Origin of the sequence: Mangrovibacter plantisponsor, from assembly GCF_003182475.1 — a bacterium.
Taxonomy (GTDB): domain Bacteria; phylum Pseudomonadota; class Gammaproteobacteria; order Enterobacterales; family Enterobacteriaceae; genus Mangrovibacter; species Mangrovibacter plantisponsor.
Genome location: NZ_QGTS01000001.1, coordinates 174,735 through 189,187, shown reverse-complemented (window position 1 = coordinate 189,187; position 14,453 = coordinate 174,735). Strand labels below are relative to the sequence as shown.

Annotated in this window: 12 protein-coding genes; 8 read left to right on the top strand and 4 right to left on the bottom strand. The window is 55.2% G+C overall.

Features of this window, described 5'->3' with window-relative positions:
* The first annotated feature begins 59 nt into the window (after window positions 1-59).
* From DES37_RS00950 to DES37_RS00915, 8 genes are all read left to right on the top strand, one after another.
* Window positions 60-1,076, top strand: a complete 1,017-nt coding sequence (locus DES37_RS00950) for an ABC transporter substrate-binding protein (protein ID WP_036103716.1) — start codon at window positions 60-62, stop codon at window positions 1,074-1,076.
* 55 nt (window positions 1,077-1,131) lie between these two features.
* Window positions 1,132-1,779, top strand: coding sequence for a TetR/AcrR family transcriptional regulator (locus tag DES37_RS00945; protein WP_110024523.1), 648 nt, complete (start codon window positions 1,132-1,134; stop codon window positions 1,777-1,779).
* Window positions 1,780-2,110: 331 nt separating this feature from the next.
* The gene (locus tag DES37_RS00940) at window positions 2,111-3,511 is read left to right on the top strand and encodes an NAD(P)-dependent oxidoreductase (RefSeq protein ID WP_245929921.1); all 1,401 of its coding nucleotides are present in this window, start codon (window positions 2,111-2,113) and stop codon (window positions 3,509-3,511) included.
* Window positions 3,504-4,808: an NAD-dependent dihydropyrimidine dehydrogenase subunit PreA gene (gene preA, locus DES37_RS00935; protein ID WP_036103719.1), complete on the top strand. Its 1,305-nt coding sequence runs from the start codon at window positions 3,504-3,506 to the stop codon at window positions 4,806-4,808. The genes DES37_RS00940 and preA overlap by 8 nt, the downstream gene beginning before the upstream one ends.
* Window positions 4,809-4,832: 24 nt before the next feature.
* Window positions 4,833-6,281: a dihydropyrimidinase gene (gene hydA, locus DES37_RS00930; protein ID WP_110024521.1), complete on the top strand. Its 1,449-nt coding sequence runs from the start codon at window positions 4,833-4,835 to the stop codon at window positions 6,279-6,281.
* A gap of 39 nt (window positions 6,282-6,320) precedes the next feature.
* On the top strand, window positions 6,321-7,607 hold the full coding sequence (locus DES37_RS00925; protein ID WP_110024520.1) for a Zn-dependent hydrolase: 1,287 nt from the start codon (window positions 6,321-6,323) through the stop codon (window positions 7,605-7,607).
* Window positions 7,608-7,754: 147 nt separating this feature from the next.
* Complete coding sequence (locus DES37_RS00920; RefSeq protein WP_245929919.1) at window positions 7,755-8,486, top strand: response regulator; 732 nt, start codon at window positions 7,755-7,757, stop codon at window positions 8,484-8,486.
* Window positions 8,487-8,587: 101 nt separating this feature from the next.
* Entirely contained in the window at window positions 8,588-9,889 is a 1,302-nt protein-coding gene (locus DES37_RS00915; protein WP_110024519.1) for an ATP-binding protein, read from the top strand.
* A gap of 71 nt (window positions 9,890-9,960) precedes the next feature.
* On the opposite strand, the gene DES37_RS00910 is transcribed toward DES37_RS00915, so the two are convergent.
* Genes DES37_RS00910 through DES37_RS00895 form a run of 4 tightly spaced genes read right to left on the bottom strand, consistent with a single transcriptional unit; the run spans window position 9,961 to window position 14,445 of the window.
* Window positions 9,961-11,412 (bottom strand): efflux transporter outer membrane subunit, encoded by a 1,452-nt coding sequence (locus tag DES37_RS00910; protein ID WP_110024518.1) that lies wholly within the window; start codon window positions 11,410-11,412, stop codon window positions 9,961-9,963.
* 3 nt (window positions 11,413-11,415) lie between these two features.
* The gene (locus DES37_RS00905; protein WP_110024517.1) at window positions 11,416-12,138 is read right to left on the bottom strand and encodes an ABC transporter ATP-binding protein; all 723 of its coding nucleotides are present in this window, start codon (window positions 12,136-12,138) and stop codon (window positions 11,416-11,418) included.
* Complete coding sequence (locus DES37_RS00900; RefSeq protein ID WP_110024516.1) at window positions 12,135-13,274, bottom strand: ABC transporter permease; 1,140 nt, start codon at window positions 13,272-13,274, stop codon at window positions 12,135-12,137. The genes DES37_RS00905 and DES37_RS00900 overlap by 4 nt, the downstream gene beginning before the upstream one ends.
* Window positions 13,258-14,445, bottom strand: coding sequence for an efflux RND transporter periplasmic adaptor subunit (locus tag DES37_RS00895; protein ID WP_110024515.1), 1,188 nt, complete (start codon window positions 14,443-14,445; stop codon window positions 13,258-13,260). Before DES37_RS00895 ends, DES37_RS00900 begins: the two co-directional genes overlap by 17 nt.
* Window positions 14,446-14,453: the final 8 nt, after the last annotated feature.

Genomic DNA, 14,453 nt, shown 5'->3' with positions numbered 1-14,453 from the left:
GGTAGCGGTATGCCGGAATGAGTCTGGGGATATACATACCTAACCCGAGGAGTTACTCAATGATAAAACGTTCTGCTTTTCGCCGGGGATTGTTGCTGGCGGCAATGTCTGCGACGCTCGCCTTTCAAACCTTTGCCGCAGAGAAAGTGACACTCCAGTTAAAATGGGTGCCGCAGGCGCAGTTTGCTGGCTATTACGTGGCTCAGGCGAAAGGTTTTTATCAAAAGGAAGGGCTGGATGTCACTATCAAGCCGGGCGGGACGGATATTTCGCCAGTCCAGGTGATTGCCGGTAAATCTGCAGATGTCATTGTTGACTGGCTGCCTGATGCGCTTGCTTCCCGCGAAGCCGGCGTTCCATTAGTGAATATTGCCCAGGTCTATGACCGCTCGGGCATGATGCTCACCTGTAAAAAAGCCAGTGGCATTAAAACCCCGGCAGACTTTAAAGGCAAAACCCTCGGTGTCTGGTTCGGCGGCAACGAATACCCCTTCTTTAACTGGATGAACAAACTGGGGCTGAAACCGGGTAAAGACATCACCATCTTAAAACAGGGCTTCAACGTTGACCCATTGTTACAGGACCAGGCTGCCTGTATCTCCACCATGAATTACAACGAATACTGGCAGTTAATTGACGCCGGGCTGAAAAAAGATGAACTGATTAATTTCCCCTATGAGGACGAAGGGGTTTCAACCCTGGAAGACGGCCTGTACGTGCGTGGCCCGGACCTCAAGGACCCGGCGTTTGTCAGCAAAATGGCGAAATTCCTGAAAGCGTCATTTGAAGGGTGGAACTATGCCGTTAAACACCCGGAAGAAGCAGCAAAAATTGTGGTTGCTGAAGATGCCTCTGGTGCTTCCACCGTGGAAGGGCAAACACGCCAGATGGAAAATGTCGCCAAACTGATAACCAACGCGAACACCCCAAAAATTGGCTGGCTTGACCCGGCAGCCTACCATCGCACCATTGATGTTCTGCTGCACAGTGGCGGCGATACCCCGGTGATTAAGAAAGACCCGGGCGATGCGGCTATGTCCCACGCAGTATGGGATGCCGCTGCCAAACTGCAGTAATGCTTTTGCGCCAGGGAGGGCGCTTTTCATTCGTTTCGGAGGCGTAAGTTAACTGATGAATGATGTATTGCTCAGTGGCATGGTGGAAAGCCCGGATAAAGGGCGCATTCGCCAGGACAATGAAGCCGTTATCCTGCCTGCGGCTGAGCGGGTGTTTGCCCGTTATGGCTTTCGCGGTGCGACCATGCAACAAATAGCCGATGAAGCCCAACTCCCCAAGCCCAACCTTCACTATTACTTCGGCAATAAACAAAACCTTTATCTGCGGGTACTGGAGCGCATTCTCCATGACTGGCTGGCGCCACTCGAAGTCATGGTGGCGGACGCAGACCCTAAAGCGGCGCTGGAAGCTTATGTACGCAAAAAAATCCGCTTCAGCTTTACGCGCCCGGATGCCTCAAAACTGTTTGCCAATGAAATATTGCAGGGCGCACAGGTGGTGCACCCGTTACTGCAAAATCAGTTACGCCAGTTGGTGGCTGAAAAAGCACGCATGCTGGATGGCTGGATAGCGCAGGGAAAATTACGCGCAACTGATACCACTCACTTCTTTTTTACCGTCTGGTCGATGACCCAGACCTACGCCGATTTTGACATTCAGATAGCCGCAATTCTGGGGAGTGATGCCCACAGTGAAGGCGCTGAAGAGCGTGCAACCCAGCATGTGCTGAGTTGTGTTTTACGGATTTGTGGTCTTGAGTGATGGCATGCCTGTTGCCTCTTAATGTAGCTAAAAGTGTCAAAAATGGTGCGAAATGCACCAAAATGAAGAGATGTTGTGCATTGATAAGCGTGTGTTGGTGGCCTTAAGCCTTGTTTTCTGCAGGGTTAAAGGAAGATGAAATAAATGGCATGCAAATCGCATGGGTATTCCTGAAAACTTAACCATTTGGTCAAAAATTTGCAGCCGGACTTTTCGTGAGCTGCATCTTTCAGGAGAAGCATAATGAGCAGAGACGTCCCGCAGTATGTTGTTGTTCGTTGCCCCACCGAGCTGCCCCTGTTTCATTTTTGGCAAGTGCAGGAGGTGGCTTGTGAATAAACATGCACCTTTGGGTATTGATCTGGCTGGTGTACAGGCTGGCCGATTAGCCCCGGCAGATTACGCGCGTGAGTTTGCCGATTGCGAAGCCCCACTCACAGCACACCAGGCTGTAACAGAAGCTGACCGTTGCCACTACTGTTATGACGCACCCTGTAGCCAGGCGTGCCCGGCAGATATCGATGTTCCGGGCTTTATTCACCGCGTAGCACAAAACAATACGCGCGGTGCAGCTGAACTGATCCTTAAAGCCAATGTGCTGGGTGGTATTTGCAGCCGGGTTTGCCCAACAGAAAACCTGTGCCAGCAGGCTTGTGTGCGTAACGCTCAGGATGGCAAACCGCTGAATATTGCATTGCTCCAGCGTTTTGCCACCGACCAGTTCTTTGCTGATGGCGGCAAGCCGCTGTTTGTTCGTGCTCCTGCCACCGGGAAGCGTGTGGCCGTGGTTGGTGCAGGCCCGGCAGGCCTGGCTGTTGCACATCAACTTGCAGTTGCAGGCCACGAAGTGGATATGTTTGACGCCAGCCCGAAAGCGGGTGGGCTGAATGAATATGGCCTTGCCCGCTACAAAGTGGGCGAAGATTTTGCCAGCAAAGAGGTGGCGTGGCTGCTTTCGGTGGGCGGCATTCATTTTCACCCACAAACCCGTCTGGGGCTGGATGTGCAGCTTAATACACTGCGTGAAGAGTATGACGCGGTTTTCCTGGGCCTGGGCCTTGCGGCTGTTAACGATGCCAGCCTGGGTTCAGCAGAACCCACAGGTGTTATGGATGCCGTTGATTTTATTGCCCGTCTGCGCCAGAGCACGGACCTCAGCCAGTTGCCTGTTGGCCGTAACGTGGTGGTGATTGGCGGTGGGATGACGGCGATTGACGCCGCCGTTCAGGCGAAGAAGCTCGGTGCGCGTGACGTCACTTTGGTATACCGCCGCGGGGCTGAATCCATGAAAGCTTCGCCCAAAGAACAGGCGTTTGCCAAAGACAACGGTGTCACGCTGCGTTACTGGTCTGCGCCGCTGGCGTATGAACAGCAAAATAACCAGGTGACTGGCGTGACATTCAGTGTGATGGCCCAAAGTGACACCGGCCTGGCAGACAGTGGGGAGCGTTACACCCTGGCGGCGGACTGGGTACTGAAAGCGATTGGCCAGGCTTACGACCCGGCCCCGGCAGGAGCGGCGATAACCCTTAAACAGGGCCGCATCTTAACCAATGAGCAGGGCCAGACCTCGTTGCCGGGTGTTTGGGCCGGGGGCGACTGTTGCTTCGGTGGCCTTGATCTCACGGTTGATGCGGTGCGGCAGGGAAAAATCGCCGCAGTTTCCATTGCACAGGCACTTTCTGTTGCTACATCTCATGCTGATTTCGCCGGGGAGCACGCTCATGGCTGATTTACATAGTAATTTTTTAGGCATCCACAGTCCTAATCCTTTCTGGCTCGCCTCTGCGCCACCAACCGATAAAGCCCTGAATGTGGAACGCGCATTTGCCGCTGGCTGGGGTGGCGTGGTGTGGAAAACCCTCGGGCTTGACCCCCATGTCGTTAACGTAAGCGGCCCGCGTTACAGCACGTTGCGCGGCGCAGACCGCAAAGTGCTTGGCCTGAATAATATTGAACTTATCACCGACCGCAGCCTCGCCATTAACCTGGAAGAAATTGCTCAGGTGAAAAAACGCTGGCCGGACCGGGCGATTGTGGTCTCTATCATGGTGCCCTGCGAAGAAGACGCCTGGAAAACTATTCTGCCGCAAGTGGAAGCAACCGGCGCTGATGGCATTGAACTGAACTTTGGTTGCCCGCACGGGATGAGTGAACGGGGCATGGGCGCGGCAGTAGGCCAGGTGCCTGAATATATTGAGATGGTTACCCGCTGGTGCAAACAGTATTGCAGCCTGCCGGTTATCGTCAAACTCACCCCAAATATCACCGACATCCGCTACCCCGCCAGAGCTGCGCGGGCTGGTGGCGCAGATGCCGTTTCACTGATCAACACCATCAACTCCGTGATGGGCGTTGACCTGGATTCCATGCTGATGACGCCCCATACCGGCAATAAAGGGTCCCACGGCGGCTATTGTGGCCCGGCGGTGAAACCCATTGCCCTGAATATGGTGTCTGAAATTGGCCGCGATGCGCAAACCCAGGGGCTGCCGATTTCCGGTATCGGCGGGATTTCCACCTGGCGCGATGCGGCGGAATTTATCGCGCTCGGTTGTGGCAACGTTCAGGTGTGTACAGCCGTGATGGTCAATGGTTTCCAGATTGTGCGCGACATGATTAGCGGCCTGGAAAACTACATGGATCAGAAAGGGTTCCGCACCATTGAAGATTTCCGCGGCATGGCGCTGGGCAGTGTTACTGACTGGCGTTACCTCAACCTTAATCATGTTGATAAAGCCGTCATTGATCAAAGCCTGTGTATTAAATGCGGGCGTTGCCACCTGGTGTGTGAAGACACCTCTCACCAGGCCATCTCTACCTTACAAGACGGTGAACGCCACTTTGAAGTGCGCGAAGAAGACTGCGTTGGCTGCAACCTGTGCGCCTCTGTCTGCCCGGTAGAAAACTGTATTTCTCTGCGTAGTTTGCAACCCGGCGAAGTGGATAAACGCACCGGTAAAGTGGTGACCGACCAGTATGCCAACTGGACAACGCACCCCAATAACCCGATGGCAACCACCGCCTGAACCCTGAACAGAAAGGAGAAAACAATGGGTAATGTGTTGATTAAAGGCGGTACGGTGGTGAATGCCGATTACCAGCAACGCGCCGATGTGTTGTGTGCGGGCGGGAAGATTGTTGCCGTGGGTGATGCCGCCGAGTGGGATATTCCGGCGGGCACTGAAACGCTGGATGCCGGTGGGTTGTACGTGATGCCCGGTGGCATAGACCCGCATACACATATGAATTTCCCGTTTATGGGCACCACTACGGTAGATGATTTCTACAGCGGTACTTCGGCGGCTCTGGCGGGAGGCACCACAACCATTATTGATTTTGTGATACCAAACCCGCAGCAGCCCTTGATGGAAGCTTACCATCAGTGGCGCGGCTGGGCAGAAAAAGCCGCATCTGACTACAGCTTCCATGTGGCGATAACCTGGTGGGATGAGAGTGTTCGCCGGGATATGGGCACGCTGGTGCGCGAAGAAGGGGTGAACAGCTTTAAACACTTTATGGCCTATAAGAACGCCATTATGTGTGATGACGAAACCCTGATGAACAGCTTCCGCCGTTGCCTGGAGCTGGGCGCAATGCCCACCGTCCATGCTGAAAACGGCGAAATGGTGTATCTCCTGCAACAAGAAATGCTGAAACAGGGGATTACTGGCCCTGAAGCCCACCCGTTATCGCGCCCGCCAGAAGTGGAAGGCGAAGCCGCCAACCGGGCAATTACTGTTGCCAGCATTATGGGCGTACCTATTTATGTGGTGCACGTTTCCTGCCGTGAATCTGCCGAAGCCATTGCCCGCGCCCGCAACCGTGGCCAGCGGGTGTATGGCGAGGTGCTTGCCGGGCACCTGGTTATTGATGACAGCGTGTATCGCCACCCCGATTTCACCGTTGCCGCCGCCCATGTGATGAGCCCGCCATTTCGTGATAAATCCCACCAAAGTGCGTTATGGCACGGGCTGCAATCCGGCCAGTTACATACTACAGCGACAGATCACTGCACGTTCTGCGCCAGCCAGAAAGCCATGGGCAGCGACAGTTTCACCAAAATTCCCAACGGGTGCGGTGGGGTGGAAGAGCGTATGGCAGTAATTTGGGATGCTGGTGTCAACAGTGGCCGGCTGACACCCAGTGAGTTTGTGGCAATCACCTCTGCCAACACCGCCCGCTTGTTTAACCTGTACCCGCGTAAAGGCTGTGTTGCGCCGGGTGCGGATGCAGACCTGGTGTTGTGGGACCCGGCGGGCAGCAAAACGTTATCTGCCGCCACCCATCACTCCCGTAATGATTTCAATGTGTTTGAAGGCCGGACCGTCACCGGCGTTCCGGTGTTTACCCTCAGCCAGGGGGTTGTGGTTTGGGCTGATGGTGAGTTACGTGCCCGTGAAGGTGCCGGGCGCTATATCAAACGCCCGGCATTTGGGCCGGATTTCAGTGCGGCAGCCGCCTGGGAACGCCAGCGGGCACCGCAGGCAGTAGCGCGTTAATACCCTGTTATTCGAATTCAATGAAGGAAGGAGAAAGTCATGACAAGTGAAGTATTATCCGCAACGAAAAAAACGGCAGATACCCAGAGCCTGCGCATTAATGGCGAACGCTTGTGGGATTCACTGATGCGCCTGGCTGAAATTGGTGCCACGCCTAAAGGCGGTGTATGCCGCCTGACACTGACGGATCTCGACCGCCAGGGCCGCGACCTGGTGGTGTCCTGGGCCAAAGAAGCCGGGTTATCTGTAGAAGTGGACCAGATTGGTAATGTGTTTATGCGCCGCGCCGGGCGTGATAACAGCCTGCCACCTATTGTCGCTGGCAGCCATATCGATACCCAGCCCACCGGCGGCAAGTTCGATGGTAACTTCGGTGTGCTTTCCGCCCTTGAAGTGATTCGCACTCTGAATGACTACGGTATTGAAACTGAAGCACCGGTAGAAATGGTGTTCTGGACCAACGAAGAAGGTTCCCGCTTTGTTCCGGTGATGATGGGCTCCGGGGTGTTTGCCGGTATTTTCACGCTGGAACAGGCCTATGCCGCCACCGATACCACCGGCAAAACTGTAAAAGATGAACTGCATAAAATTGGTTATGCCGGGCCGGCAGTTCCCGGGCAACACCCGATTGGTGCCTATTTTGAAGCTCACATTGAGCAGGGGCCGATTCTGGAAGACCAGGATATTTCTATTGGCGTGGTGCAGGCCGTGCTGGGGATCCGCTGGTATGACTGCACTGTAACGGGGATGGAATCCCATGCCGGGCCAACCCCAATGGCTATGCGCCAGGATGCACTCCAGGTCTCCACCCGCATTATGCAGGAAGTGATCGCCATCGCCGGGCAGTTTGCGCCCCATGGGCGGGGAACAGTGGGTATGGTGCAGGTGTACCCTAACAGCCGCAACGTGGTGCCAGGCAGCGTGAAGTTCTCCATTGATTTCCGCAACATGACCGATGCCGATGTGGATAACATGGATACCGCCCTGAAAGCCTTTATTGCCAAAGTGGAACAGGAAAGTGGCCTGAGCGTTAAGCTGGAACAAGTTTCCCACTACCCGGCCGCGCCTTTCGACCCGGCCTGCAAAGATGCCGTGCGCCGTGCTGCTCAGCAGTTGGGCTATTCCCATATGGATATTGTTTCTGGCGCCGGGCACGATGCAGTCTATATGAGCATGCTCGCCCCCACCGGGATGATTTTTATCCCCTGCAAAGACGGTATCAGCCATAACGAAATTGAGTATTCCTCACCAGAACAGGTCGAAAAAGGCGGCAATGTGCTGTTGCATGCCATGCTGGAAAAAGCCGGTGTTGTTGGGCGCAAGTAAGTTACAGTTCAGTTTTAACCAGGCGTTGGGATAGCGGGTGTCTGCCCGTTTATCCCGCCGTGTAAGACTGTGACATATTTTCCCGCTTTGGCCTGTTAGCCCCGGGTGCTACAGTCAGTCCGTAACACTCAGGTTGGAGAAACCAGCGTGACCTCTCAGGGCTTAGTGGAAAACCAGGCCAGCATCATTGTGCTGGATGACGAAAGTGAATTGCGCCAAATGTTGCAGCATTACCTGCAGGCGCATGGGTTTCGTGTCCAGGCTATTGCGGACAGCGCCCGGCTTGATGTTCTGCTGGCCCGCTCTCCCTGGGATTTACTTATCCTCGATTTAATGATGACACCGGAAGATGGCCTGAGTGTGTGCCGCCGCATACGTGCAGAAGGGCACACTTTACCGGTGTTGATGCTCACCGCCCGTGGCGACCCGGTAGACCGGATAACCGGCCTGGAAAGTGGCGCTGATGATTACCTCGCTAAGCCCTTTATTCCACAGGAACTGTTGGCTCGTGTCCGGGCTATTTTGCGCCGCCAGCGTATGCTGGGGGGCGAAAACCCGGCTGCGCCCAAAAAAGTGCGTTTTGGTGAGTTTGAGCTGGATCTGGCGCAGTCACTGCTGACACATTTGGGCACGCCTGTAGAGGTCAATACTGCAGAAATCAGCTTGTTGGTGGCGCTGGCGACCACGCTTAACCGCCCGGTAAGCCGCGATAATTTAATTGCCCGCGCGCGCGGGCGCAGCTATGTGGCACTTGACCGCAGTGTGGATGTACAGGTGTTGCGTATTCGCAAAATCATTGAGCAGAACCCGTCCGAACCACGCTGGTTGCGCACTGTGTGGGGGAAAGGCTATTTGTTATCCGGTGAGGTTATTGCCTGACAACGTGCCAGTGCTCACCTGCCTTTTAGCGCTCAAACCTGCCAGGTCTTAACAAGCCCGGCTTCATTCCCACCTGGTTATTCTGAGTAACAGGAGCACACATGCCAGGCTCTGTGTTCAACAAACGCTTATTTCGGTCTCTACTCGGCCGCAACCTCGCTTTGCTTATCCCAATGGTTTTGCTCTGTTTTGCTTCTGCGTGGTTCGTGTGGATTCGCCTGGTGCAGTTTCCCCGGGTAGATGATGCAGCCGCACTGGTCAGCCAGCAGATCAGCATGATAAACCAGTTGTTCGCAACACTGACGCCCGAAGAGCGCCGCCAGCAATTAATCAATATGCATGGAATTCCTGACAGCGAACTGCCTACAGCCGCACGGCATGACAGCCTGCCAGAAGGCATGATGCTGCATCACTTTTTCGCGCAACTGTCGCGCCAGTTACCTCCCGGTGTGACACTGCATTGGGAATATGGTGAGCAGCGGCGTTTGTGGGTTCGCCTGCGTAAAGATGATGGCTGGTGGATAGCCTTTTCGGCTCAGCATATTTCCAACCAGATGCCTGCTGCCGGTGTTCTGGTCGCTTTTATTATTATGCTGTTTCCCGTTTTGTGCGCTGCGTGGATCCACTGGCGTCTTTCGCGCCCACTGAACCAACTGGCTGCGGCTGCGCGCACGGTAGCAACCGGGGAGTGGCCTGCGCCGGTTCCACCACAGGGCCCTGAAGAGCTGGCGACAGTCACCCGCGCGTTTAACCATATGGTGAGTACACTGGCGCGTAGTGATGCTGCCCGGGAAGAGATGCTGGCGGGGATTTCACATGATATTCGCACCCCTCTGACCAAGCTACGCATGGTGGTTGCAGAACCTGCGTTGTTTCAGTCCGGGCAGAAAGACGCCGAGCGTTACATTGCGGCCATTGACGCCATTTTGGGGCAGTTTATTGATTTCGCCCGTAAAGAAGATAACGAAGTGGCGCAACCGGGTAACCTCAATCACCTGGTAGAAGCGCTGGTGGCAGATTACGCGGGCCTTGGTGTGGATTTCACTGTGCAACTGGCAGAGTTACCTGAGTTCACCTGGCGGCCAGTTTCCGTTCAGCGTGCGCTGATGAACCTGATGCAAAATGCAGTGAAATACGGCCAAACGGGTTTGCATGTGTCTACGCGCCTTGAAGGGCCCATGGCTGTGGTGGAAGTGGCAGATAGCGGGCCTGGGATCCCACCAGAACAATGGCCTGATATTGTTCGGCCATTTTACCGTGGTAAGGCGCGCCAGGATAAAGGCGCCGGGCTGGGGTTGTCGATTGTTGAGCGCATCGCCCGCCAGCATGGTGGGCAACTGCGTTTATCTGCCTCCGCGACTGGCGGGCTGGCGGTAGCTGTTCTGTTGCCGCTGAACCGGTAAATGGGGTTGCCGCTCACGCCATTTGTCAGGGCGATTGATTTGCCCATACCCTGTTATTCACCCTGGGTCTGTTATTCACCCAGCGCCTGGCGTAATGTCAGCCAGGCCTGCAAGGCTGCCGTTTGTGATGTGACCAGCGCCGACTGCTGCTGGTATTCACTCAGCCGGGCCTGGTTTACGGCATCCTGAGTACCCATTCCTGCACTAAACCGCGCCTGTTGTTGTGCAGTAAGCTGTGCCGAAGCGGTGACGAGTCTGGTGGCGGTTTCGCTGCTGGTTTTGCTGATTTGCAGAGCGGTTAACCCTTTATCGACATCACTTAATGCCTGAATCACTGTGGCCTGGTAATTATGCGCGGCTTCTTCAAATTGTGCCGTTGCTGCCTGGTAATTTGCCTGCAGGCGCCCGCCGTCAAACAAGGGTTGAGATATTCTGGCACCTAACGACCACAGCAGACTGCCGGCGCTCAGCAAAGAAGAGAGGCTCGATGACTCGGTACCCAGGCTGGTGGTGAGATTCAGTGACGGGAAAAAATCAGCCCGGGCGACTTTCACCTGAGCACGGGCAGCATTCAACTGGTCGGTATCACGGCGAATATCCGGGCGCTGTTTGAGCACGCTGGCAGGCAGGCTGGCGGGTGTCTGAGGTAAATTGAGCGGCCAGTGTTGTGAGCTGCGTAAACCGGCCAAACTACCTGGCATCAGCCCGCACAGTACCTCCAGTGTATGGATATCGTCACTAATATGCAGGCTCATCGCCTGTTGCTGGTTATTCAGCGCAAACAATGCCATTTGTGCCTGAGTTGCTGCGGTCAGGTCGGTGATTCCCGCCGACTGGCTGGCCTGGCTGTTTTCGAATAATGCCTGTTGTACCGCTTGTTGTTTACTGAGCAGTTGTGCACTGGCCTGGTCGGCCCGCAACTGGATGTAACCCTGTGCAACCGAGGCAACCAATGATAACCGGGCGTTGCGCAGGTCTTCCTGGCTGGCTTCTGCTTGTGCCCCGGCTACATTTTCACTGGCTTGCAGTTTTCCCCACAGATCCACTTCCCAGCTCAATTGTAACGGTGCCTGCCAGTCGGTGGCATAGGGTTGAGTGTCCAGAAACAGGCCGCTACTGCTGAGGGCGCTTTCGTGGCCGTTGCTGCTGACTTTCCAGGGTTTATCCGTTGCGGTTGATGCTTTGCGTCGGCTGGTTTGTGGCGACAGTGAAAGTTGTGGCAACCGGTCTGCATGGGCCTGGGCTGTCTGAGCCATTGCGGCGCTCAGGCGGTCTGCCGATGCGGCAATATTGGGGTTATTTTCCAGCGCCTGGTGAACCAGTGAGTTGAGTGTTGTGTCATTAAACTCAACCCACCAGTCCGGGCGCAGTTGTGCTGTTGTGGAGGCGCTGCTGGTTGCGTTAAACCGGTTGGGGATTGCCAGTGTAGTGTCTTTTGGCAGCGCAGGGGCATGGCACCCACTAAGGCTCAGAGCAATACTCAGGGCAGTCAGTGAGGCACACAGAGTGTTCATAACACGCATGGTTCAGTTTCGCTTATCGTGAGTTATCACGCTATTCATGGGGCGTTCAACTAACTGGCCATCTTCCATTTCCAGAATTCTGTCTACCAGGTCCAGACAGCGGTGGTCGTGAGTAACCAGCACTACTGCGGTATCTCGCTCATGCGCAATGTTATGAAACAGCGACACCACCTGGCGCCCGCGCTTGCTGTCCAGTGCTGCGGTAGGTTCATCGGCCAGTAGCAGTGGCGGGTGGTTTGCCAGAGCCCGGGCAATCGCCACGCGTTGTTGCTCACCGCCAGATAATTGCCCGGGGTAGTTATTGGCCCGGTGCTCAATTTCAAGCCAGCTGAGTAAATCCGCGAGTGTTCGGGCTTGCTGTGGTGCTGGCACGTCATTGATTTCCATTGCCAGGCGAATATTCTCCTGGGCGGTAAGAAAGGGGATCAGGTTGGGTTTCTGGAAAACGAAGCCAATATTCTTGCGGCGGAAATCGCGCACGTTGCCAATTGCGGCATCAGGGCCACTGGCGGACAACCCGTTAATAGTCACTGTGCCCTGGGTTGGGGATTCCAGTAACCCGGCAATCATCAGCAGGGTGGATTTACCCGAGCCACTGGGGCCGAGCAGGGCAACAACTTCACCGGCATACAGCGTGGTCGTGACATTGGCGATGGCGGTAACCTGGGTGAGGCCCTGGCCATAGCACTTGGTAATACCGCTGAGCTCAATGACCGCACGTTTCATGACAGCACCTCACGTGCTTCTACCTGCATGGCACGGCGGATACCGAGTAACGCTCCAACAATGCATAACAGCAAAACAATAACTGCAAACAGCAGGTAATCATTGAGTGTCAGTACCAGGCGGCGTGGAAAGAAAGGTGATACCACGGGAATGAGCACGGCTGCCATGGTGTAACCCAGAGCACCCAGAGCAATAGACTGCTGTAAAATCATACTGATGATGACACGGTTGCGCGCGCCAATCAGTTTGAGGAGCGCAATTTCGTGGAGTTTCTCCAGTGTCATGGTGTAGAGCGTCACCGCAATTACAACGGCGGTTACTACCAGTAAAATGGCTGTGAACAGTACTATCTGGCCCCGTAAACGCTCCAGCCTGCCATACAAAAAGACTTCTCGCTCCTGTTCGCTGGTCAGAGCGATAACGTCTCCCCAGCGGTTTATTTGTTGCTGCACTTGCTGCAGGTTGGCACCGGGGACCAGAGTTAACAGGACTGCGGCAATATTAGCTGTTTTACTGGGCACCTGGACGCGCCCGGTATCGCGCGAGATATACACACTTTCTTCCGGGCGATGAGCCTGGATATCCAGCGCATCATTAACCGACACAGCAACCATGGGGTTACCGTTGTAGTCCTGGTAGTTCTTTGCCACACCCACCACGGTGAGATCTGTTGTGCCGAGGCGCAGTGTGTCACCGGTATGCAGGCCGGTACTTTGGTCTGCAATGGCTTCATTGCGCCCGGCACGCAGGTGGCGGCCTGCGGATAATGGAATAGTGCTGCCGGTATCTGTTGGGTAATCCAGCCCAACCAGTGATGCGCGCACTGTTTTACCGTGCACGCTGAAACGCTCTGATTGCAAGGTAAACTGCCGGGCGGTTGCGACATCCTGTAAGGCCAGAGAACGGCTCAGTACGCTGCGGTCAATGAGTGAGCTTTCGGCGAACGGGCCTTCGGTTCCGGCTTCAATTACCCATAAATCTGCATGGGCGTGGTCAATAATGGACAATGCATCTGCCACGATCCCCTGATACAACCCAGTCATAGCCAGCGATGTCATCAGCATTAAACCAATCCCCACGCAGGTTAGCGTAAAGCGAAACAGACCCGCGCGAATGTCTTTAATCGCGAGATTCATCTTCGCTCCTGACCGGGCTGATACGCCGCCCGGGGCGGTAGTGGGCCGGTGGCAGTACCAGGCTGTCTGGTGTTACCCCTTGTGTGATTTCACTGGCCTGTTCGGTGTGTTGCCCAATTTGCACCTTGCGCAAGACCGCATGCCCTTTGTCCAGCAACCAAACCCAGGTTTCTCTGTTTGCATGGGTGAGCAGGTGCTCTGGCAGGGTAAGCACAGGCTGCGCACTGGTGTGGTGAAGAACTACAACCGCTCGCTCACCCAGCGCCCAGCCAGGGGGCAGGGCCGGTAACCCAATATTGGCGGTGAATTCGCGCGTGTCGCTGTCTACGCTGCGGTTTATCCGCTCCACATAGCCGTGCAGGGCCTGGTTCGGGTGTGAGCGCAGAAAAACCTCGCAACTGTCACCCACCTGGATGGTGCCCAGTACTGATTCATCAAAGCGTGCACTGATGTACAGCGATTGAGTATCGGTTAACTCAATACAGGCTGTGCCGGGGGAGATAATGTCGCCTTCACTGCACTTTCTGCCGGTAATTAAGCCGCTGAATGGCGCCACCATTCGGGTATCCGCAAGGCGCGACTGAGCGGCGCGCCATTGTGCCTGTGCCTCTGTATGGGCGTGTTGTGCCTGCTGCCACTGGAACCGGGCTGACGCCAGGTCTAGCTGGGCTGTCTGCAGGCTGGTTTTGGCATTTTCCAGGTCGCTTTGTGAAATCGCGCCTTTACCTGTGCGGGCCAGAATATGTGCGCGGCGGTCATCATCTTTGGCCTGTTGCTCAATATGCTGTTGGCGCAGCCAGTTGGTGTGTGCCGCGGCTTCACTACTCACTGCTCCATCAAGGGCGGCTTTGGCTGCCTGCTCATCTGCCTGCAGCTCCTGGTCATCAAACTGGGCAAGGAGTTCACCTCGTTTGACTTTATCGCCCGTATCAACCAGCAGAGACTGCAGGCGCAATGGCGTTTTGCTGGACAGTTGTGCCTGGTTAAGTGCTGCCATTTCGCCTGCGCCGCTGAATGACTGGTGCAGGACTTCACGCGTTGGGCGAAACACCTGGGTGCGTTTAGGTAACAGATACCCAATAGTGCACAGCATGGCAGCCAGCAGCAAAAGCACGCTGATTTTGCCCGCGTTATTGAGTAACGTTTGTTTGAGAGTAACAGGCCACTGCATTATCGTTA